The sequence below is a fragment of the Candidatus Polarisedimenticolia bacterium genome, from assembly GCA_035764505.1.
Lineage (GTDB): Bacteria > Acidobacteriota > Polarisedimenticolia > Gp22-AA2 > AA152 > AA152.
The window spans coordinates 1-22,111 of sequence record DASTZC010000185.1 but is presented as its reverse complement, the minus strand read 5'-3'; the positions used below and the strand labels follow the sequence as shown (position 1 = coordinate 22,111).

The window sequence follows — 22,111 nt, the reverse complement described above, 5'->3', positions numbered from 1 at the left end:
TCGATCGTGCCGCGCTCCCTCGGCGTCAACCCGCTGTTGACGATTTCCGCGCTCGCGGAGCGCGCGGCTGTTCTTCTCGCGGAGAAGCGAGGCTGGACCATCGACTACACGCTGCTCGCCTGAGCGATCGGACCGGCCCGAGCGCCGTGGCGGAAGAACGCGCCGGGAGCGTAATCGCCACGACCTGAAAAGGGAGGCTTGGGATGAAAAGTGGATCCGCCTGCCCTTAACCCCTTCCTTATTCCAATCTCCTATTGACTGGCGGGAGTCAGGACGGTATAGATCTGAGGCAAATCCCCTCTCTTGGATCTTGCCATGAGAACTTCGATTTTGCGTCTGCTGTTGGCGCTTCCTCTCGGGATGACGCTCCTCGCATCCCCAACCATGTCGGCGCCGGGGGATGGGATCTTCGGTCCTTACTATGACGTCACTTCAGGTCTCGCGGCCGTCTATTCCCTGGCGGTGGCGGACCTCAACTCGGATGCGAAACCAGACATCGTGGCGAGCGGGTACCAGGGCATTACAGTTCTTCTCGGCAATGGCGCCGGAACCTTCACCATGCCCCACGCTCCCTATCCTGCGGCCAACCCTGCGCAGATCGTGATTGCCGATCTGAATGGCGACGGAAAAATGGACCTGGCCGTGGCGGACACCATGTCTCCGCAAGGTGGAGGAGTTACAGTGTTCCTGGGTAATGGGGGCGGCACCTTCGCAGCCGGCGTCTTCAATCTGACCGGCACCGGCTACGTGTACAACCTCGCCGTCGCCGATTTCGACGACGACGGTGCGAAGGATCTCGCCACCACAAGCTTTGACAATGAGGTCTCCATCCGGCTCGGGCAGGGGAACGGGACGTTCGATCCGCCGATCAAGTTCACCGCGATCGATCTGCCCGAGGGAATCGTGGCTGCCGATTTCGACGAAGATGGCTGGCGGGATCTCGCGGTGGCGATGCGCACCGACGGAGAGGTGCGCGTCTTTCTCGGTAACGGCGACGGGACCTTCGACCTGCACGCCGTGCTGCGTGCCGGGCTTGGGCGCCCGAACCCGCTGGTGACCGGAGACTTCGATGGAGACGGGCACGCCGATCTTGCCCTCGGGGGCGACTCGGCCCGGCAGGTCAATGTGTTCCTGGGCATAGGGGATGGCGGGTTCCAGGATTTCATCGGCGCAAGGACAGTCCTTCCCAGTGGAACGCCGGTGTCACTGACAATCGGAGACTTCAACCGCGACGCAAAGGCTGACCTCGCCACGGCAGAGTATTTCAGCGCCGCCGCGGTTCTCCTCCTCGGCACCGGAAATGGCCGGTTCGCTCCACGGTCCGTTATTCAGGTGGGGACTATTCCTCAGGACGCCCCGCTCGCGGTCGGAAGTGGTGATTTCAATGCCGATGGCTGGGAAGACTTGGCCGTCGCCCTGGGCGGCGTATCCACCATCAAGATCCTCCTGAACCAACATCCTTTCCCCGGGGTCTGCAACGATGCCGACTCCGACGGTTTCGGTGTTCCGGGCGATCCCACCTGTCCGGTAGGGGCGATCGTCGACTGCAACGACGGTGACGCCGGAATCCATCCCGGCGCTCCGGAAATCTGTGACGGGATCGACAACGACTGCGATCTTCTCGAAGGCCTCGACGATGATCTGGATGGCTTCACGATATGCGCCGGGGATTGCAATGACCACGCGAGCAGCACCCGTCCAGGAGCCCGCGAGTTCTGTGATGGGGTGGATCAGGACTGTGACGGGACTCCGGATGTGCCCGGGGAGAACGCCAAGGACATGGCTTTCGGCGCCAACGGAACGTCGCTCTCCTGGACCGCCTCCTCAGGCTTTCAGGTCACGTACAATCTTTACCGGGGCAACTTTGGCTTTGGCTCTCCGCTCTACAACCATACCTGCTTCCAGTCCGCACTGGCGTCACCTTCCGGCTCCGATACGCAGACGCCGGCTCCGGGGCTGGGGTTCTACTACCTGGCCAGCGGACGCAATAGCTGCGGCGAAGGCACACTCGGCTCCAATTCCCTCGGAACCCCCCGGCCCGACGCCCTGCCCTGTCCCTGAGTTCCAACCGACTTGGTCGAAATTCGGGCGCCCATTTTTGTGCGACCCAGCCTGTGCTCCGACTAGGGCGCGACCCTCCGTCGGTGGTGGCCCGGAGGACAGGCGTCTCCCAGGGTCCGGCTGCCCGGGGCGCGTCTTGGCGTAATGATGGTAGAGCACGCCAGACCCAACCCAAAAAGCCAAGCCGAGAACCGCGAACAGAGTCTTGATCCGGATGGCTTGTGACCGAGTCATTTGCCTCCAGCGCGTCCGCCTCGGCATTCCCATAACCCCGATCGAAGCAGTCCAGCGTGGCGTACAGGGCAGGGGTCAGGGTCAGGCGTCGAGGCGATGCTTTTGGAGGCGGGTGTAGAGCTGGGAGCGGGTCAGGCCAAGCAGCCGGGCGGCTAGTGAGCGGTTGTTCTTGGCTTCCTTCAGCGCCTTCTCGATCAGGCCGCGCTCCACGGCGTCGAGGTTGACGCCGTCGGCGGGAAACTCCCCATCGACCGGCGTGCGCGAGGCGCGGGTGGTCTTGGTCCCGCGGATCGGCAGGTGCTCCTCGGTGATGAGGCCGCCGTCGCACAGGATCATGGCGCGCTCGAGCGCGTTGCGCAGCTCGCGCACGTTGCCGGGCCAGTCGTGCGCCAGCAGCGCCCGCGCCCCTTCACGCGAGATGCCGGCCGCCTTGCGGCCGATCGTGGCGCCGAGCTCCTCCAAAAACGCCTCGGCCATCGGCAGGATGTCGGAGCGGCGCTCGCGCAGCGGCGGCAGCGGGATCTCGAAGACGCGCAGCCGGTAATAGAGGTCCTCGCGGAATTCGCCGCGTCCCATGGCCGCCTCGAGATCGCGGTTGGTCGCCGCGACGATGCGTACGTCGGCCTTCAGCGGCCGCGTGCCGCCGAGGCGCTGGTACTCGCGCTCCTGCAGCACCCGCAGCAGCTTCGCCTGCACCGCCGGAGTCATCTCGCCCACCTCGTCAAGGAACAGCACGCCTCCCGCGGCCTGCTCGATGCGTCCCGGCCGCGACATCGTGGCCCCGGTGAACGCCCCCTTCTCGTGGCCGAACAATTCCGACTCCAACAGAGCTTCCGGGAGCGCGGCGCAGTTGAGCCCGACGAACGGCCCCGCGGACCGCGGCGAGCCGCGATGGACGAAGCGGGCGACGACCTCCTTGCCGGTGCCCGATTCTCCGGTCAGCAGCACCGTCGTCTCGGTGCGGGCCACCTTGGCCGCCTGTCCCAGGACCGCCTTCCAGCTCTTTGAGTCGCCGATCACCCGCCGGTAACCGAGCGTCGTCTCCAGCTCGTCCTTGAGATCGCGGACGCGCTCCTCGAGCCGCGTGGCGCGCTCGCGCTCCTCCGTCAAACGGCGCTCCTCCTCGGCGAGACGCTGGTGCGACAAGGCGAGGCTGACGTGATCCGCCGCGCGCCGCGCGATGATGACGTCCTCCTCGGAATACTGGTTGGGCGTGCGCGACACGATCAGCAGCCAGCTCGTCGTGCCATCGAGGCGCAGCGGGATTCCCATGAACGAGCGCATGCCGATCTGCAGGCACCCGGAGCGGGCGCCGCAAGGCTCGGGCTGGCTGTCCACGTCCGGGATCAGGATATGCTCCGGTGCGTCCGGGTGGGTCATGGGGCCGCCAGCCCCGAAGCGCTTCGGCATCCCGGGAACCGGCTCGCCGGAGGTTGCTTCCACCACCAGCTCGCCGCGATCGGGATCGAGAGTCGTCAGGATGAGCAGGTCGTGCGCCAGCACCGGGTGCACGATTTCCGACACGTGGTTGAAGATGCCGCGCACGTCCAGCGTGCGGGCCATCGCCGGCAGCAGCGAGTCGATGGCATCCAGGCGGCGCCGGCGAGCGACATCCAGGCTCCACAGCCGCTCGTGCTCCAGCGACAGGCTCAGGATGTCGGCGATCGCGCCGGCCGCCTTCTCGTCGCGCGGTGTGAACGCGCCCGGACGCGTCGAGATGAACCAGACTTCGCCGGCCAGCTTGCCGCCGCGCATCAGTGGGGCGCCCAGGCCGGATCGCACGCCGTCTTCCAGGATTTTCCGATCCATGGCGAACTCGGGGTCGAGCACCTCGCTCGCCTCGTCGATCCGCATGATCTTCCCCGGAGCCGGGCGCATCGAGGGTGAGAAATCCTCCAGCGGGGCCACCTCGGACGGGTCGGTCAGCTGCTTGTCGCCGGCCATGGCGTAGTTTCGCATCAGGTTGGGCGGCTCCAGCTTGCAGACCCCCATGGCCTCGAAGGAAAGAACTTCAGACGCCGCCTCGCTGACCTGGCTGAAGACTTCCTTCAGCTCCAGGGTCCCGGAGACGATGCGCGCGATGCGGCTCAAGGCCGCGGGCAGCGGATCGGCATGCGGAGCCTCCGCTCGCGGCAGGCCCCAAGGGGCTTCTTCCTTATTGTCCGTGGTGACAGGAGCGCCGTCGCTCAAGATTCCGGTCCTTCTCGCTCGCGATCCCGGGGATGATCGATATTGTAGCACGCGGCCGTTCAGCCTCTCCAGACGGTTTCTCATCAACTCGGCTCCCGGACCGATTGTTCCCGCTTCGCCCACTGATCGTCGGGCAGGCTCCAGCCGCCTCCCAGGGCCCGGTAGAGCTGTACCAGCACGGCGAGACGATCGTAGCGGGTCCTAGCCAGGGCGTTCTCGGCGGGGAAGAGCTGCCTTTGCGCCAGGAGCACCTCGAGATAGTCGGCCAGGCCGGACAAATAGCGCTCGTTCGCCAGCTCGACGGCCTGCTGGTAGGAGGCCACCGCATGGGTCTGCTCAGCCTCGACGCCGGCCAGCTCGCGGTAGGCCACCAGGGAGGTGGAGACCTCGCCGAAGGCGTTGGTGACGTCGCGCTCGTAGCGCACCTTGGCCTGCTCCCAGCGGGCCAGGGCGGCGCGATGCTGGTTCTTCAGGCGCCTTCCCTGGAACACCGGCGTCAGCAATCCGGCGCCGACCGACCAGGTCTTGCCTTTGCCGAACAGCTCCGAGACCTGCGGCGCCACGCCGCCGAAGACTCCCGTGAGACGGATCGTGGGGAACATCTCGGCGACCGCCACGCCGACCTCGGCGTTGGCGGCGACCAGCTCCTGCTCCGCCTGGCGCAGGTCGGGGCGGCGCTTCAGCAGGTCCGCCGGCAATCCGGCGGGAATCTCCGGAGGCAGGATCTGATCGTCGAGCGCCGCGCCCCGCGGCACGTCGCCGGGAGCGCGGCCGAGCAGCAAGGCGAGATGATTTTCCTCCGCCGCAATCTGGCGCCGAAGATCGGGAATGGTGGACAGCGTGGTGGAGAGCGATGCCGCGGCGCTGGACGTCTCGAGAGTCGACGCCGTCCCCGCCTCGTAGCGCCGCTGGAAAAGGTCGCGGGTTTCCTGGAAGGCCGCCGCGGTGCGCTCGGCAATCTCCAGCTCGGTATCCAGCGCGCGCAGCTGCAAGTAGCTCGCCGCCACGTCCGACACCAGCGACAGCATCACTCCACGGCGCGCTTCTTCGCTGGCCATGTACTGCGCCAGCGCCGCCTCGTTCAGCCGGCGGATGCGGCCCCAGAGATCGATCTCCCAGGAAAGCCCGAGATTGGCGGTGTAGAGGCCATCCGTCTCGGTGAACAGCGAGGTGAATTCCGATCCCTGGCCGTAGAGCCAGCCGGCCTGGCCCTGGATGGCAGGGAAGTACTCGGCACGGGCGATGCCGGCTCCAGCCCGCGCCTCGGCGACGCGCGCCGCGGCGAGGCGGATGTCGTAGCCGTTCTTGAGCGCCTCGTCGATCAGGGACTGCAAGATCTCGTCCGGGAAAATCTCCCACCAGGAGCGGTCCGCGAGGGAGCCCGCCTCCGCAGCGCCGGCGACGGGCGAGGTCTGCGTCGGCGTCCCGGGCGCCGCCTCTCCGCGGAAGGCTTCCGGGGTGGTGATCGGCGGCCGGCTGTAATTAGGTCCGACGGCGCAGCCCACGAGCAGGAGACTTCCGAGCAGAATCGCGACCATTCTCTTCATATTAATTACCTCCACCGGACCAGGCCGGCGCCGAGACCAGTCCCGCCGGCGCCGCTGCGGCTTCGCCTGCCTCCCGATCCAGCCGCTCGGCTTCGGCTTCCACCGGGCTGGGGGCGTGCTGTGCCGCGATCAACGAATAGAAGACCGGCACGACGAACAAAGTGAACAGGGTGCCCACCGCCATGCCGGCCACCAGGACGATGCCGATGCTGTTGCGCGCCTGGGCCCCGGGCCCGTGCACCAGCACCAGCGGGAAGTGCCCGAACACCGTGGCTGCCGAGGTCATCAGCACCGGACGCAGCCGCGTCGAGGCTGCCTCCCGCAATGCCGCCATCTTGGCGAGGCCGCGCGCCTGCAGCGTGTTGGCGAACTGCACGATCAGGATGCCGTTTTTCGCGATCAGCCCGACCAGCGTGATCAGCCCCACCTGCGAGTAGATGTTGATCGTGGTGAGATCCAGGAAGCTGAAGACCAGCGCGCCCGAGATCGCCAGCGGCACCGAGCCCAGCAGTACGATCAGCGGATCGCGGAAGCTCCTGAACTGCGCCGCCAGGACCAGATAGATGAGGATCACCGCGAAGCCGAGCGTCACGGTGAGCGCCGAGCCCTCGCGCCGGATCTGGCGCGACTCGCCGGCGTAGTCCATTCCGATCCCGGTGCCGCCGGCCGCGCCCGCGGCCGTCTCCAGGACGCGCAGCCCTTCCTCCTTGGTGATTCCGGGGCGCACGCCGCCGAACACGCGCACGGAGTTGCGCTGGCCGAAGCGGTTCAGGACCCGCGGAGCAGTGGCGGGCTCGATGTGCGTGAAGGTCGATACCGGCACCAGCTGGCCACCCGGCGTCTTGATCTTGAGGTCGAGCAGCGGCGCCAGGGTGGCGCGCCCTTCCTCGCCGATCTGCGGAATCACCTTGTAGCTCCGGTCGTGGAAGTTGAAGCGGTTGACGTAGGCCCCGCCCAGCAGCGTGCCGAGCTCGCGCCCTACCCCGGCCAGATCCAGCCCGAGGTCGGCCACCTGCTCGCGGTCGATGACCACGCGCGCCTCCGGAAGATCGATCTTCAGATCGGTGTCGACGTAGAGGAACTTGCCGCTCTTCCAGCCGGCGTCCAGCACGGCGCCCACGGATTCCAGCATCTGCTCGGGCGGCGCGTCGCTCTGCAGCACCAGCTCGACGTCGTACTGCCCCGGCGTCGGCAGGGGAGGATCCAGGCGGGGGAAGACGCGCAGGCCGGGGACCTGGGAGACGGTCTGGTAGACCTGTCCGTACATCTCCTCGGTGGAGCGCGACCGCTCCTTCCAGTCCTTCGCCACCATGCCGCCGAAGCCGCCCCACGACGAGGTCAGCGACCACATGAACTGCGCCTCCGGCAGCGCCGTGACGGCGCGGACGACCTTGCGCGACTCCGCGTCGACCGCCTTCAACGAAGCGTCGGGGGAGGCCTGGAAGAAGAAGCTGATGTGGCTCTGGTCTTCCACCGGGGCAAGCTCTTTGCGCGACAGCGAATACAGCGGCCAGGCGGCGGCCATGATCAGCAGCGCGGCCGCCACGATCGAGGCGCGCATCCCGAGCGCGCCATCCAGCATCTTCACGTAAATGCGCCGCACCGCCTCGAAGCCGTGATTGACCAGACGGGTCAGCCGCCCCTCCGCGCCGCGGGCGTGCACCAGCCGCGAGCTCATCACCGGCGACAGCGTCACCGCCACCAGCCCCGAGACCACGACCGCCGCGGCCAGCGTGATGGCGAATTCGAGGAACAGCGAGCCGGTCAGCCCCCCCTGGAAGCCGATCGGTGTGTAGACGGCGGCCAGCGTGATGGTCATGGCCAGGATGGGGCCGACCAGCTCGCGCGCCCCGATCAGGGCGGCCTGGATGCGCGTCTTGCCCTCGCGCACGTGGCGCTCGACGTTTTCCACCACCACGATGGCGTCGTCGACCACCAGCCCGACCGACAGCACGATGGCCAGGATCGTCAGGAGGTTGAGACTGAACCCGGCCGCGTACATCACGATCGCCGCGCCGACCAGCGACACCGGCATGGCGACGAGCGGCACCAGCGCCGTCCGGATCGATCCCATGAACAAAAAGACCGCCAGACCGACGATGAGCATCGTCTCCACGAGGGTCTTGGAGATCTCCTCGAGCGCGTTGCGCATGAACATCGTCCCGTCCCAGACCAGCCGCATCTCCAGGTCCTTCGGGAGCGTGGGGCGGATGCGCTCCATCTCGGCGCGCAGCCGGGAAGCCACATCCAGCTCGTTGGCCCCGACCAGGGGCCACACGCCGAGATAGACGCCTTCCGACTCGTTGTACTTCGCCACCAGGTCGGCCTCCTCGGAGCCCAGCTCCACCCGCGCCACGTCCTGCAGCCGCACGATGGCGCCGCCGCGATCGGCGACGATCAGGTTGGCGAACTCGTCCACCGAGCGCAGGTCGGTGTTGGCCAGCAGGTTGATCTGCACCTGGTTTCCCTTGGTCTGGCCGACCGCCGCGAGGTAGTTGTTGCGGCGCAGGGCGGCCTGCACGTCGCCGGGGGAGAGGTTGAGCGCCGCCAGGCGGTCGGGGTCGATCCAGATGCGCATCGCCAGCTGCCGCCCGCCCTCCGTGTTGGTGACCCGCTGCACGCCTTCGAGGGTGGCCAGCTGCGGCTGCACGGTGCGCAGCAGGTAATCGGTGATCTGCGGAACCGTGCGTTCCTTGGAGTTGAAGCTCAGATAGAAGGTGCCGTAGGGGCGGTCGGCGCGCTGCACCTCGACCGCCGGCGGCTCGGCTTCCGCCGGCAGCTCGGAGCGCACCTGCTGCAATCGGGCGGTGACCTCGGCCAGCGCCGCCGTGGAGCTGTGGTTCAGCTTGAGCCGGACCGTCACCGTGCTCACTCCGGCGCGGCTGCTCGATTCGACGTAGTCGACGCCGCCGATGGCCGAGACCGCCCGCTCGATCGGGGTGGTCAGGAAGCCGCGTACCGTCTCGGCGCTGGCGCCGTAGTAGACGGTCGTGATGACCACCGACGAGCTCTCGATCTGCGGGTACTGCTGGATCGGCAGCGTCGAGAGCGCCCGCCAGCCGACCAGGACGAGGACCAGGTTGACGACAGCGGCGAGAACCGGGTGCTTGATGAAGATGTCGGTGAAGTTGCGCATGATCCCTCCCGTCAGTTCTTGGTCGTGGAGACGGACGCGGGGTCCTCGACCACGGCCACGAGCAGCGATTCGCGCAATTTGAACGATCCGCCCGCCGCCACCTGCTCGCCCGCGGCGAGCCCCTTCTGGATCAGGACCTGGTCGCCCAGACCCGGACCGCTTTCGACCTGGCGGGCCCGCGCCCGCATCTTTCCCTTGTCGTCCGGGGCGATGACGAAGACCTGCTCGCCCGCCGGTCCGCGCCGCAGCGCGCTCGCCGGGATCGAGATGGCCTGAATCGGCTCGCCGATCGGGACCTGGACCCGCACCGAGGCTCCCGGCAGCGGCCCGCCCGGGCTCATCCGGAAGCGGGCCCGCACCATGGCGTTGCGCGTGGCCGGGTCGACGCGCGCGTCGATCGCGACGATGCGTGCCGTGATGGGGGATGCGGCGCCGTCGGCCAGCACCTCGACCGGGTCGCCTTCGTGCAATCCGGCGGCGACCTGCTGCGCTACCGTGAAATCGATGTTGGCGTGCTCGTCGACCGCCTGCAGCGTCGTCAGCACGGTGCCTTCCTCGAGGTATTGCCCGGTATGGAGGTCGGCGATGCCGACCCGCGAGCGGAACGGCGCGCGGATCGTCTTGCGCGCGATGATTGCTCTGGTGCGCGCGATCTGCGCCAGCGCCACGTCGCGCTCGGCCAGCGCCCGATCCACCTCGGTCCGCGAGACCGCGCCGGTCTCTCCGGCCCGCTGCACGCGCTCCAGCACCGTCTGGGCCAGCGAGGCCTGGGCCTGCTGGGCCTGGAGGTCCGCCTCCTCGACCGAGACGTCCAGCGCCACCAGCACCCGTCCGGTCTCGACGATCTCGCCGGGCACCAGTCCCACCTGGCGCACGGTGCCGGGCAGCTCGTTGCGCAAGGTGATCGATTGCAGCGCCAGCACCGTTCCGATCGACGTGGTGGTCCGGAGGTGCTCGACCTCCTTGGCGACGGCGACGGTGACCGCCTCCATCGGCTCGGGTTGACTCGCGGTCTCGGCGGCCGAGGCCTGGTCCGAAGCGAGCTTCCAGACCGTGAGCGCCCCGGCGGTCCCCAGGACGATCAGCAGCAGCATTGAAGAACCCAGCCAGCGATGTCTCATTGATGAATCCCTTTCGAAATCGATCCGTTCGTTCAAGCGACTCGGGTGACCCAACTCCAAGAAGCGTGCCACGCCGCCGGACGTGCCTGATGCCTCCCGCAAAGTATCTAAAGCGCGCGACTTGGCGGTCCGGCAGGACGGCAGCACGGCACCGCCGTCAGCGGGGGCCTGTTTGTCGATCGATGAGCAGACTGTCGATATCTGAGCAGGTGGCCGGAACGCTTCGGCCTGCTGAGGCAACCGCAATCCTTGTTTCGCCCTCCTCTAATTAGTAGCCGCGCTCACCGGCCCCCTTGATCACGTTCCGGTCGCCGGCAGCTCGATCGGACGGCCCCCGTCATGTCCCGGCCGCCGGCAGCTCGATCAGGCCGTCCCGCGATCCGCCAAGTCCCCGCCTGTCCTCGAGCCAGGCTGCCCGATCGCCCGAGTCCACTAGCTCGACGGACGGGCGAACCGGGTTTCGACATCCCGCGACCGGTTTCCCGGGATCGCGCAGCCTCTCAGAAGCGTGAATGCGCACGATTTTCCGCACCTGTTCGAAAGTAGACAGGTCCGCGGCGTCGTGAGCGACTCCCTCCTCATCGACCGCAACTCCCGCCGTCACCAACGCTTCCAGTCCTTCAAAGCAGTCAAAAATCTGGTTGGCACGCGGCGTGAAATACGGGCAATGGCACGCCGAGGAAGGAGACGGACATGTCGCAGCGCAACGTGGAGATCGTGATTGGCAAGCTGGCTACCGACGAGGAGTTTCGCCGGCGCTTCGAGGCCGGCAGGGAAGAAACGCTGCTCGAGCTGACCTACACGGGGATGCATTTGACGCCCGTGGAGCTGCGCGCGCTGCTGGACCTGGATTCCGGCGCGTGCCGGCTATTCGCGAAGCGCCTCGATGCGCGCCTTCAGAAGGTCAGTCTCCGGAAGACCGCATCTTGAGACGGGCGGGCCGGCCGATTCGTCCTGGCCGGCTCGATTGAAAAGGGAAGGAGGATGGGGAAATGCCTTGGCTGCCGACCGTTGGTCTACTGGCTTCATTCGGGATGATGCTGGCGGGTTTCCTGCTGATGCTCGACGCAGGGGCCTACCTGGTCCGCAAGCTGCGTGAGGAGGATCGCGCATGATGCACACTTCGCTTCGTCTCCTGTGGTCTTACCGGCGGAAGAACTGGTCCACGGATGGCGCCGGCATGCCTGGCGGTGTGGCTCCTGATCGCCGCCAGAGAGCCGACGCAGGTCGACCGCGACGCCTTCCCGAGCCCCGGCGAAGGCGCCTGCTGCGTCGATTGGCAGTCCGGCCCGCTTGAACGTCATCCCTGGCGCAGCGCCATCGTGAACGCCGCAGCGGCCGTAAGCGCGGCCGCCGTGCGCACCTGGTTCCACCGCGTCCCTTCCTCCAGGTAGACCTCGCTTCAGACGGTCAACGCATAATTCACGATGACAATCAGCTCACGAAGCTTGGAGGGTAAGGGCGTCGACAGTGTCAATGGGGTCGCCAAGGCCACACCGTTCACCGACGCGGCGAGCAAGCCCGACAGGTCGGGTTCCGATGGAGGGTTGAGGGTCAAAGAACTCCCACCAACGGTCAGCGAATAGTTCTGCGGTGCCCCGTCGACGCGGGCAATCAGGCGCGTGGCGCTGATGGCCGCTGCGTGTCCGCTGGTGAAATAGGGCAAGTCCTCAGCCGACAGCTCCAAGGTGGCGCTGCCGGAGCTGGTCAGGCGGCTCCAGAAGTCGGGCCTGTCCCTGCGCAGGTCGAAAGCCTGGAAAAGGCCGGTGCGCCCGGTCTTCAGGGCTAGAACGTTCAGTCGCTCGCGCAATGTGCTTTCCGCCAGGGTACGCAACGCTCCGCCCCCGTCAAGAGCCTTCAGGCGGAAATGGAATACCACGTCGGGTATCGTCGAATAGTCGATTGGCCTAACGGTACGCGGGAACTCGAGGACGTAGGTGCCGATGACCCCGCTTCCCTCCAAGGGCAGGTATCGATCGTCATCGAAGCTCATAAGATGCAGCCCGGGATCGTCCTGACAACGGCTGAACGCGATGGATTGAACCGCGCCGACGTTGTAGCGGAACCGAGTGTCGCCGGCCGGATCCTCGGAATAGGCCTCGACGTCGTTCGCAGCGCCCACCTTGCGGCCGGTCTCCACGCGAATCCGGTTGGAGGTCTGCGTGAGCTTCAGCGGCACCGAGCTGTAGGGACCGGCCACGCATGGCACCGTGATGCTCAGGGCCTTGATGCGGCGGAAGTAATGGCCGGGGTGGTCGAGATCGAAAATGGCTTCCGGCAGCTGAACTACGCAGCGACCGGACGTGCGCAGCTCCAGTAACGCGATGGGGTCGAGTCTCGCCAGCGAAATGTGCGTGGTCAATTCCATCTCGCGGACATTGCGCCGGAGATAGGCAGCATCCATGCGGCGCAGATCCGCGATGAGGTTTTCCGCCGCGAGAAGCCCGCGACGTGTATCGTTCCACTGGCCTGCGCGAACGAAAGATTCGCTCGTGCCCATGTCGAAGTTATAGCAGCGCTGCGTCGCCAGCGCTGACTCATTGGCCAGGTTATGAATCTGGCGCGAGAGTCCGCGCAGGTCGCCGGCAAGCGAGTCGAAGAGCTCTCGCTTCGAGAACTTGGCCTGGTGATACATGAGCTCGGCGGCATTCTGTAGCTGGCGCACGCCATGCACGCGCTCTTGCTCCTCGGCAATCTTCTTGCGTATTTCCCCAATTTTCATTTCGATGTCCAGACGCTCCTTTTCGCGCAGGGCAACTCTTGAAGAATTCTCCCAATCCTCCTGTCGTATCAGGTAGGTGCCTTGCTGGTTCAACATGCTTCCCGACTTGTCCAGGGCTTGAGCCGCGGCGTTGACGGCGCCGACCATCGCCTGGCTGGCAGCCTCGGATAGTTGGTCGCCGCCAATCTGGGCATTCGCCGTGGGCGAGCCGCCAAATCCAGCGGCCCCGACCATGAACTTGGGAACTGCAGCGAGTCCGGCTGCGGCAACATGACCGACCACCATCAATGCCTGCAAGCCCACGGAGGTTCCAAAGCATGCGGCTGCAGCGATCTCCCAGGCGTTCATGTAGGGTCTGCCGGCATAGAACAGCTGAGTTTCTTCGTGCATCTGGCGGGCCTTCCGCGCCGATTCGATGGCTTGTGCCGCCGCAAGCCGCTCCTGTTTCAACGCCTCGGTCTGCTCCTTCAGAAGCTGCTTTTCGTGCTCCGTCCTGAGGCGTTGCAGACCCTCGCCGTCGCCCGCGATGATCGCTTGTTCCAGCTTTTGCGAGAGGCTCGCGGCAAGCTCGGCCAGCTCGAGACTGTGCCGCACCATCACACGAAAGCGGTAAGGGGGCCGGGGCGCGCTCAGATTGGAGAGGATAGCGGAGATCGACAGGCCCGAGGCGACGGCCTGAATCAACGCCTCTACCGACAGAGGCGGAGCGAAGAGCGACAATTCACGCTCGACGCCGTCGATCGTCCGGCTGTTGCGCAGGTTGAACTGGCGCTCCTCGAGCTCGTCCCACAGCTCGTAGAGCTTTTCGCTGGGTGGAATACAGAAGTACAGGCTTTCCAGGGATAGAGGTAGCGGGGGAAGCTCGGCGCCGCCGTGCGGCAACACGGAGAGATCGGGCAGAAGGTTCTCAAGACGGCACAAGGCATTGCCAAAGAGATCGAGTCGAGCCTCGAGCTGGTTGTAGGTCTCCGGAGGCACCTCGACCGCGGGCGGGACGATCTGGGGCCGAGGGCCGAGGAGGCGCTCCGCTTGAGAATAATCGAGCGCCGCCATCACGAGGTCTTCGAGCTGGTCGCGGCGAAAGTACGCGTTGGCGCGACCGATGTGCAGTTTGGCGGCTAGAAACACAATCGCCTGCTGGAACTTGATGGTCTGCGATCGAGCGACCAGGTAGGGCTTGAAAGGACTGCGTCGCCATTCAAGTACCGAGGCGGCCAGCTCGGTCTCGACGGTGCCATTCGGATCATGGGCGAGCCTGTCCATGATCGCGTTTACCGACTGCAGCGTGTATTCGGCCGGATCGCGAAGGTAGAAGGGCTTGGTGTTCCAGTACCGCTGAGGAGATGGATCATTGGATGAGCCCCGGCTGTCGAACATGTAGCGAAGCCATTTCTCGGCTGCATCGAAGTCGGGCACGTCGTCTTCATCCATCAGCTTTGTCGTGATCATGTGCGGCGCGTGGAAGGCAAGCTCGAAGTTGACGTCCGCGTAGGCGCTGCCGCGATCGAACTCCATCTCCTCTCTGGGATAGGGAGGCAGGACGACGGGGGAGGGAGCATATCCCGTCACCGGGTCCTCGAAAGTGAAGCTGCCGACCTCCAGCTGTGTCTTGCGGGCGAGGAGCGCGGGGATTCCGCCCTGGAAAAAACGCTCGCGAAGGTAACAGGCATTAGGATGATAGAAGTTGCGCACGACGATGCCAGGCTGCGTGCCTTTGTAGGTATCGAACTCCTGATGGATCCGGGCAAGCTCCTTGTCGGCCCCGAACTGGTCAAGCACCGCCTGCTTTTCCAGGTCGGTCTGAGCGGACGCCAATAGTTGCAGATACTTCGTCACGAGGGCGATGAAATCGACGAGCAGCTGGCGGATGTTCGAAAAGGTCTTGACCGTATCGCGTGCCCCGGTTTCGGGATTCATGGCGCCATAGAAGCCGGGAGTCAGCACGTATCCGTGGCGGTTGTCCTCGAAAAAGAAGGGCATGAAGGTTCCGAAGACGAGAGGCGTCAGATCGCTGTGAGGGTTCTGCATCCCGATCAGCAAAGTGGTTATCAGTTTGTCTATCTCCGACGCCTGAAATGGATACGTCACCCTGAAAATGGCGGGGGTCTGGCCGAAGGTCTTGCCGAACAGCGTCTCGTATTTGGCGCCGGTGAATACGGTCTCCCAGGCGAGAGAATGGTCATTAACCTCATCGTGCTCGACCAGCCGCTGCGCACGGCGTTCCGTATCCTGAAATTTGGGTGAGAAGGAGAAGATCCCCTGGCTCGCGGGACGCATCTCGGGATAACCCTTGCAGCCCGTGAGAAGAAAGCTGCCGATGCGATAGAGATTGGAGCTCCACTCAAAATGGACGTCGATGGTGAAGTACTCTGGATCCGGAGAGACCGTCAGGACGACTCTCTTGGTGTCGACGGACTGTTCCATCTTAGTTGTTGTGATCGGATCCGCCGAAACGCGTCTCGGTAGCCACTTTTTGCCAGTGTACTCACTGACAGCGAGGCTAATCTCGGTAAAGCGCTTGGACTTGGGCAAGTCCTGTTCACCGCTGCCGGGCTGAGGATAGGTCGCCTGTTGCTGGTCGTCGCCTTTTTCCAGGAAGATCGCCCAGGCAAGGTAGAGTCGCTTGTTGCGGAAGAATGCGATGAGGTGCTCGCCGGTGATGTCCAGGTCGATCTTGCGCCAGGGTGTCCACGCAAGCTCGGCCTGCAGAGTGCGATGGAAATAGGTGCGCGGGTCGCCGCCCTTGGTGGCAGCGAAGACGTGCAGATTCTGCGAATCGAAATCGTAGCAGGTGGCGAGGACGTCGAGGAAGGCAATCTGCTCCAAACGGTCCAGGTAGCCCTCGAAGGCCGCGGAGATGTTCTCGTCATTCATCTCGTTCTGCAGCAGCGCATTCTCGAAATCGACGAATGCTTCGGTCTTGTCGTCACGCCACGGGGGCCGGAGATAGTACTCGGCTTCGACGAATACCTTTTTTGCCACCTCCGCAACTCGGAAATTCTTCATCGACTCCCAGCAACCCCAATCCGAGTCGCCGTCGAGATCGGCTACCGCCGTGGGCTCCAGGCCCTCGATACAGCGACGGATGAACAGCTGTAAGGTGGAGTGGGCGTGAACCAGTCGTGACGAGGGCATCTTCGCCGACCATTCGGTGTCGGTGAGGAAATGGTCGTAGAGGTCGGCCTTGCCGTGCAAGGCTGGATTAGCGGCGAGCAGATAGGCGACCAGGGCATCGCGCTTGCGCTCGCGGATGGGATCCATGATCCCCTTGAGCGCGCCCAGCCAATCCGCCTGACTGTAGCGGGAGCGGAGCAGGCGGCGCGCGTTTCGGCTGTCGGCAGCGGTGAGGTTGTCGGAGCAGTAAGCCAGCAGCTCGGTGAGAGGAACGCCCAGCTGGTGCATCAGACCGATGGCGTTTTCGGTCGACCTCCACGTCGACGGACGCCGGTAGTCGGCCAGAACCCATGCCAGTTGTCCATCGATGTCGCCCAGAGGGGGGCGGGGCCATCCGCTCAAGAGCGAAAGAGCATCGAGCAGCGGCCCCTTTGCCGGCCCCATGCCGAGAGACAAGGTGAAGACCGACATCGCCGAGACGGTTTGATCGGGCTGCCCCGGAACGCTCGTCGCCGGATATCGCTTGATGAGGGCGAAGGCATCGGCAAGCGACAGCCAATCCGCCAGAGCGACCGAAGAGGCGGCCGGCGCGGGACTGGGACCCTCGAACGGCATTCCGTCCAACGCCGACCAGCCCAGCGCAGCGGCATTTTTCAGCATGAAATCCACGGTCTCGGGGCCCGGATCGAACGGGGCGATCAAGCCGGCAACGGAATAGGCCAGGCGAAGGGCACGATAGAGATCGGGTGTGCCCGCTGGGCTCAAACCGACACTGCCATCGGCCAGGACACCATCGGTCAGGAGACCGACCAAGGGAGTGGGGACGGTGGCGATCACAAGGTTTACACCGCGCAGCAACACGTCCCCCATCTCGCCGCTGACCCGTAGCATCGCGGTCAGAGCCCCGCCGGCGGCAAGGAAAGCCGCCTCTTGACGTGCGCTGTTGCACAGCCCTTGCATCAGAGACTTCAGCAGCGCTTTCCGAGGAACATCGTCGCCGGGAGAGGCGACCACCGCGTCGATGGCAGCCTTGATTGCGGCGACATCGACTCTCGTGGACAAAGGACCATCGATCACTGCCTTGGCCGCCATGCCCATGGCAGCGGTAGGCGTGTCCGTCCGGATCAGGTCGCTCAGCGCGGCGATCCCTGCGGGTTCGAGCAGCGGTTGCTTCTGGAGCAGCGACTCGAAAGCGCCGATCTGCTCGAAGGCCGTGAGCCCGTCATCGTAAGATGTGCGATTGGCTTCGGCCGCCGCCACGAGCGCCGTGCGGATTCCCTGCAGTACCGGCGTGATCGCCACCTCGGCAAGATCCAGTGCGGCCAGATCGGCGGCGCGCCGCGAAAGGCGGTACTCGAGCTCGGCTACGGTCACGCCCGTCGCGGCGACGCGGCGGGCCGAATCGACGAGCTTCGACAGATTGAAGACGTTGGCGAGCGGGTCGATGGCGCAGAGCCGCTCCATCCCCAGGTAGTCGGCCACCCGGAGGCCGAGCGCCCGCGCCAGGCCGAGGCGGCCATAGATTGCTGCCAGCGTGAGGGAGGTGAGCGGCGGATTGATACCCAGAAGTCCCGTGACGCCGAGGTGATCGAGAAGGAGCTGCAGATCCAAGGCGGTGACGCCAAACGCAAGCGCCAGGTCGGAGGCCACCGTCGAGAGACGCTGTCCGCTGCCCGGAACGGCGATTTCCGCTGCCTCGTTGGCCGCTATGGCCGCGGGGGTGAGCCCCGGATCCAGCGCTCCGGTGGCGGCGGAATTCTGGAACAGGAGGGCATGCTCGGAAGGAGCTCCATCGGTCGGAATGCGGTCCAGCCAGGTGATGAGACGTCCGACCTCCACCTTCAGCTCCGCGGCGAGTCGCTGCAGCTCCGGTAGGACCTGAAGCGCATCGCTGCCCAGGTCGGAACCTCCCAGGCGCGGGGCGGAAGCCAGCCGGTCGACGTCGCGCGAGCTCAACCCGCTTCGCCGGGAAAGGCGCAATTCTCGATGGATGCGGTCCAGCACGGTGTCGTCGAGATTGACGATCTCCTTTGCCGACAGGTTGCAGGTGTTGTCCAGGTGCCGGATGAAGAGGTCGGCGCCGCTGCGCACCCACGCGCCCTCGAGAAGGGACTCGACCTCCGCGAAAGAGAGGCCGGTGCGGGAGATGAACACGTCCAGCATGCGCATCGAGTTGGCGGCCACCGGCCCCGCCACGCCCCATATGGCAGGCTGATCGGCCACCGAGGCCGAGAAGATGAGGATGCGCTCGGACGCCGCAAGGCCCAGGGCCTCGCCCGCGATGAGGTCGGGGCTGGGCGATCCGCCTGCCGCCAGCGCGCGCATCAGCTGCGCCCGCTCCACGCCCGCGGCGCTCAGAAAGGCGCGGGTTTCCGCATGGAAGAGATCGAACGGCAGGCCGAAAGCGGCCTTACCGGCAGCCAGAGGCGCGTAGGCCGCGGTGTTGACGTATTCCGGCGAGGCAGCTCGTTCCTCCGGGGTGCCGTGGGTCTGGCGCAGGCGCCGCAGCTTCCAGTTGGGCGCCGGGCCGTCGACGGCAACCGTGATTCCCTTGTCACGCAGCATGAAGCGGTTGGCATCGTAGGGCCCGTAGATCAGGGCATTGTCCCCTACCTCATATCCAGCGGCACGAGTCGCGGCCAGGATGCCTGCTGAAGCCTTGCCCGCCGCCACCGCGCCGGTGAATGAGAATCCGGGATCGGGCGCGACCTCCTCCTCCATCAGCTCGCAGACGATGTCGATGTGCGGCACCGGCACCTCGGCGTTTTCGCAGTTCAGGTCGATCTCTCCGAGATCCGGGCGGCGGGCGAAGAGAACGTCTTTGGCCGTCTTGGTGCTGGGTCCCGGCGGCAGCGTCGTGTTGCGCACCAGCCGATTGCGCAGAAATCGCATCCCGTCGGCAAAATAGGCGGCCGGGCCGTAGATCGAACGGCAATGCTTGCAGGCGCAGACGTCGGTCGAGCCGAACAGCGACTTCAGATCCGGCTGCTCGGCGACGATGCTTTCGATCTTCTTGGAGAGCGCCTGTGACGACTTGCTTTGCAGCGCTGGTGGCAAGGTCTGGGTGCGAAGGTTGGTGGCAAACATCACCGCAGCCAGGTTCTGATTGGCTGCAGTCTCGAAGACCTTGGCCGCGTCGGCAGCGCTCATGCCGGCGCTGCGACGCGCCTCGGTCACGAAACGGCTCTTGCCGGCAGCCACGATATCGGCCGAGGCCTTGTAGCCCGCCGTTACCAGGCCTTCGGTCTTGCGGTAGTCCCCGGTAAGACGAAAGATGCGCTGCAGTTTCTCGACCTCTGCGATGACCTCGGTCCCGACGTTCCTGGACTCGACTCCCGCGGATTTCAGAAACGGCTGCAGCTTGTGTCGAGACAGCTCGAAATCGGGGTGGGCGTCGAAAAACGCGACCACCTTCTCGGGGCTCGATACGGCCTTGGGTTTGCGGCGGGCGAGCTGCGCGGAGAAGGCCGTCGTGGGGAAGCGCTTTTCGAAGCGCCGGACGATCAAGGAGGCCTGACGGCGTACCAGCTTGGGGTCGAGCGGCTTGCCCTTCATGCGAGCGTTGCCGCGATCGAGCAGCTTGGACCAGTCCTTGCGCTCGAGCCGGGCCAGCTTGCGCACCTTGTCGGGAGTGTCGGCGTCGAAGCTCTGGGCCACCTCTTCGATCAAGCCGGTGTTGAGGCCAAGCAAATCGGCCAATTGCATCCGGGCGGTCGCTGCTCGTTTTTTAGCGGGCGAGAAGAGGTCTCGAACATCCAGCCGCTCGAACAGCCCGGGCAAGTCCGCCAGATCGTGAGGACCGAGCACCGAGAGCAGCTCCTGAGCCTTGCCATCCGCAAGCAGGTCATCGAGCATGTCCAGCACGCGCCTTGGCATCTCTTGTTGAACGTAAGCCAGAGCATCCTTGCGCCAGTGCTGCAAGCGCTTGTGGATCGCGCTGCTTTGCTTGAGCAGACTGGACTGGACCAGATGTCTGCGCACGGCACGCTGCAGGGCGGTCTTGGAGGCATCGGGCTCGAGCAGGACGGCTTCGTAGAGCACGGCCCGTGTGCTGGTGCCGAGATCCACCGGGGTGAGCACGGCGCGTGGTCGGCCCGGACCTATGCCAAACAGCCCATCTTCGCGAAGAAGGGCATAGAAGTATTCGGCGGGAAGCTTCGTCTCCTGCTCCAGGCGATGCGCAACGACGAAATGACCCAGCCGGTCAAACGTAACGCCGCTCTCGCGGGCGAGGAAATCCCCTTCGTCCGAAGCCGGATTGGCGCCGATATCGGAAACCGGCACTCTGCCGACAAGAGGCGCGAGCTCGTTGCCGATACGTGCAAACTCCGATGGCACGGCATCATCGGGTAAAGTCACCGTCGCGTGGATGCGAGCTTCCACTCCAGCATTCATCGCCAGGTCGCGGCTCGTGGGTGCCCGCAGCAACGTCTTGCCGTCCGCTGTCAGGACACGAACCCCAACATCGGCCGTCCTTTTCTCGGCCAGCACCGCGTCAGCCGCCCGGTAGCCGATGCGGTAGCGGCCCTGCGCATCTGTGCGCCCCTCGCCGAGCACCTGCTCACCGCGAAAGTCACGGTCGATGGCGACGACGCACAGGTCCGGGACGGGTGTGCCATCGGCAAGGCTCACCACGCCGTGAACGAAGCGTGGCAGGTTTCTGGAATCGGCCCAGAGCTTCTTCAGGGCTTTGACGTCCAGATCAGCGGTTGGTGGCAGCCTGTGCCGCTCCTTCCAGCGAGCCACTGCCCCGGCCGTTGTGGAACCGAAGCGTTGCTCACGCAGCTCTCTCGACCCGATGGACAAGCCGAGCTCCATCAGGATGGTCTGTGCCTGAGCTACATCCTTCCCCTGGGACTCCGGATACAAAGGAACCTGGAACTCGGTCCGTGATCTGCTCATCGAGGAACCCTCCCGCTCAAATCCGGCTCAGCCCGAAGTCACCTGGGGAACGTTTGCAGAGGAAAGTGCCGCTAGACCTAAACCGGCGCGGCTATGTTCGGCGGACGTTGGAAAACACGTTATCAGTGTTCATTGAACTGCCTTCATGGGGACAGGGCTGCTTCTCTAGCTCACTTCTTCATTGGAACATGGACCACGTCTATTCTTCCTTTCAGAGAAGGATCGTTGTCGAATAGCTTTTTCAAGGCGCGTGTTGCATTCTCGCCAGATACGCGCCACTCAATTCGGGCACCGGTTCCTTCTGCGACCTTCACCTGGGCTCGGGCTTGGTCCAGGATCTTCTCGGCTCGATCGACTAAGTGCTCAAGATCTCTGAAGTCACCCTTATTCATATTCTCGTAGGCTCTGGCGAACCGCCCTTCATCCCCCAAGTGCTTGGCTTCCACCAGTGTCCCTGGCTTTCCGCCCTTTCCATGCTCGTACGCGTCGAAGGAACGACCTTTTACGTAATAGGACTTCTTGGGGTTTTGCCCGGTAACTTGTTTTTGGTACTTGGCTTGTTCAGGTTTCATATTCTCGCCAGCCGTGAAGTCGTCTAGTAGTTGACCTGGTTCTTTGGGTTTTGGCGGTGTTGGCTTGGTGGAACCGCCGCTGACACCGGTGCTTGTCACCGAACCGATCTTGGCAACAGTAGTAGCACCGGCCGATGGGGCAGCGACACCAGCAGCGGGTACTTGCAGAACGACACCCTCGGGGGTTGCCAGTGCGCCACCCGTGGGAATGCCGCAAGCTTCTCCCATTCCCGGGAAGAGAAACAGGACAATAGTGGCGATATCTCGCAGCTGCTGCTTATGCTCTTCCTTGGTCACATACGCGTCGTCCGGTTTGTTGATGCCCATGAGCTTGTCCACAGCCTTTTGCGCCGCCTTATCCATCATTCCATTTGGCATGAAAGTGCGCTTCACAGGGTCAACCGTAATGGACATAGCCTTGTCCAACATTCCACGACCGAATTGTGAGGGAGTCTGGCCAGTTGCGATGGTAAAGCTGGTGCTTGCAATAGCACCAGCCTTTGCAAAAAACC

10 protein-coding genes are annotated in these 22,111 nt (G+C 64.9%); 4 read left to right on the top strand and 6 right to left on the bottom strand.

Annotated elements, in window-relative coordinates; genetic code table 11:
* Positions 1 to 315 precede the first annotated feature (315 nt).
* Positions 316 to 2,061, top strand: coding sequence for an FG-GAP-like repeat-containing protein (locus VFW45_12395; GenBank protein HEU5181581.1), 1,746 nt, complete (start codon positions 316 to 318; stop codon positions 2,059 to 2,061).
* 315 nt (positions 2,062 to 2,376) lie between these two features.
* Here VFW45_12395 and VFW45_12390 read toward each other — a convergent pair whose 3' ends face one another.
* The 4 genes from VFW45_12390 to VFW45_12375 all read right to left on the bottom strand — a co-directional run bounded on the left by VFW45_12390 (position 2,377) and on the right by VFW45_12375 (position 10,289).
* Positions 2,377 to 4,485, bottom strand: a complete 2,109-nt coding sequence (locus tag VFW45_12390; GenBank protein ID HEU5181580.1) for a sigma-54-dependent Fis family transcriptional regulator — start codon at positions 4,483 to 4,485, stop codon at positions 2,377 to 2,379.
* An 83-nt stretch (positions 4,486 to 4,568) separates the two neighbouring features.
* Positions 4,569 to 6,032, bottom strand: coding sequence for an efflux transporter outer membrane subunit (locus tag VFW45_12385; GenBank protein HEU5181579.1), 1,464 nt, complete (start codon positions 6,030 to 6,032; stop codon positions 4,569 to 4,571).
* A gap of 1 nt (position 6,033) precedes the next feature.
* Positions 6,034 to 9,168, bottom strand: a complete 3,135-nt coding sequence (locus tag VFW45_12380) for an efflux RND transporter permease subunit (protein HEU5181578.1) — start codon at positions 9,166 to 9,168, stop codon at positions 6,034 to 6,036.
* A gap of 11 nt (positions 9,169 to 9,179) precedes the next feature.
* Positions 9,180 to 10,289: an efflux RND transporter periplasmic adaptor subunit gene (locus VFW45_12375; GenBank protein HEU5181577.1), complete on the bottom strand. Its 1,110-nt coding sequence runs from the start codon at positions 10,287 to 10,289 to the stop codon at positions 9,180 to 9,182.
* Between the two features lie 693 nt (positions 10,290 to 10,982).
* On the opposite strand from VFW45_12375, the gene VFW45_12370 reads away from it, so the two are divergent.
* The 3 genes from VFW45_12370 to VFW45_12360 all read left to right on the top strand — a co-directional run bounded on the left by VFW45_12370 (position 10,983) and on the right by VFW45_12360 (position 11,683).
* Complete coding sequence (locus tag VFW45_12370) at positions 10,983 to 11,219, top strand: Os1348 family NHLP clan protein (GenBank protein ID HEU5181576.1); 237 nt, start codon at positions 10,983 to 10,985, stop codon at positions 11,217 to 11,219.
* A 62-nt stretch (positions 11,220 to 11,281) separates the two neighbouring features.
* On the top strand, positions 11,282 to 11,404 hold the full coding sequence (locus tag VFW45_12365) for a hypothetical protein (protein HEU5181575.1): 123 nt from the start codon (positions 11,282 to 11,284) through the stop codon (positions 11,402 to 11,404).
* Positions 11,405 to 11,458: 54 nt separating this feature from the next.
* The gene (locus VFW45_12360; GenBank protein HEU5181574.1) at positions 11,459 to 11,683 is read left to right on the top strand and encodes a hypothetical protein; all 225 of its coding nucleotides are present in this window, start codon (positions 11,459 to 11,461) and stop codon (positions 11,681 to 11,683) included.
* An 8-nt stretch (positions 11,684 to 11,691) separates the two neighbouring features.
* On the opposite strand, the gene VFW45_12355 is transcribed toward VFW45_12360, so the two are convergent.
* Both VFW45_12355 and VFW45_12350 read right to left on the bottom strand, forming a co-directional pair.
* Positions 11,692 to 21,027 (bottom strand): neuraminidase-like domain-containing protein, encoded by a 9,336-nt coding sequence (locus VFW45_12355; GenBank protein ID HEU5181573.1) that lies wholly within the window; start codon positions 21,025 to 21,027, stop codon positions 11,692 to 11,694.
* A 170-nt stretch (positions 21,028 to 21,197) separates the two neighbouring features.
* Positions 21,198 to 22,111 (bottom strand): hypothetical protein (locus tag VFW45_12350; GenBank protein ID HEU5181572.1); only part of this gene is annotated, 914 nt, incomplete at its 5' end.

Excerpts from the sequence above, each read along its gene's own strand:
- VFW45_12375 (HEU5181577.1), bottom strand. The coding sequence starts at position 10,289 with ATGAGACATCGCTGGCTGGGTTCTTCAATGCTGCTGCTGATCGTCCTG.
- VFW45_12365 (HEU5181575.1), top strand. The coding sequence starts at position 11,282 with ATGCCTTGGCTGCCGACCGTTGGTCTACTGGCTTCATTCGGGATGATG.
- VFW45_12380 (HEU5181578.1), bottom strand. The coding sequence starts at position 9,168 with ATGCGCAACTTCACCGACATCTTCATCAAGCACCCGGTTCTCGCCGCT.
- VFW45_12360 (HEU5181574.1), top strand. The coding sequence starts at position 11,459 with ATGGCGCCGGCATGCCTGGCGGTGTGGCTCCTGATCGCCGCCAGAGAG.
- VFW45_12370 (HEU5181576.1), top strand. The coding sequence starts at position 10,983 with ATGTCGCAGCGCAACGTGGAGATCGTGATTGGCAAGCTGGCTACCGAC.
- VFW45_12385 (HEU5181579.1), bottom strand. The coding sequence starts at position 6,032 with ATGAAGAGAATGGTCGCGATTCTGCTCGGAAGTCTCCTGCTCGTGGGC.
- VFW45_12395 (HEU5181581.1), top strand. The coding sequence starts at position 316 with ATGAGAACTTCGATTTTGCGTCTGCTGTTGGCGCTTCCTCTCGGGATG.
- VFW45_12355 (HEU5181573.1), bottom strand. The coding sequence starts at position 21,027 with ATGAGCAGATCACGGACCGAGTTCCAGGTTCCTTTGTATCCGGAGTCC.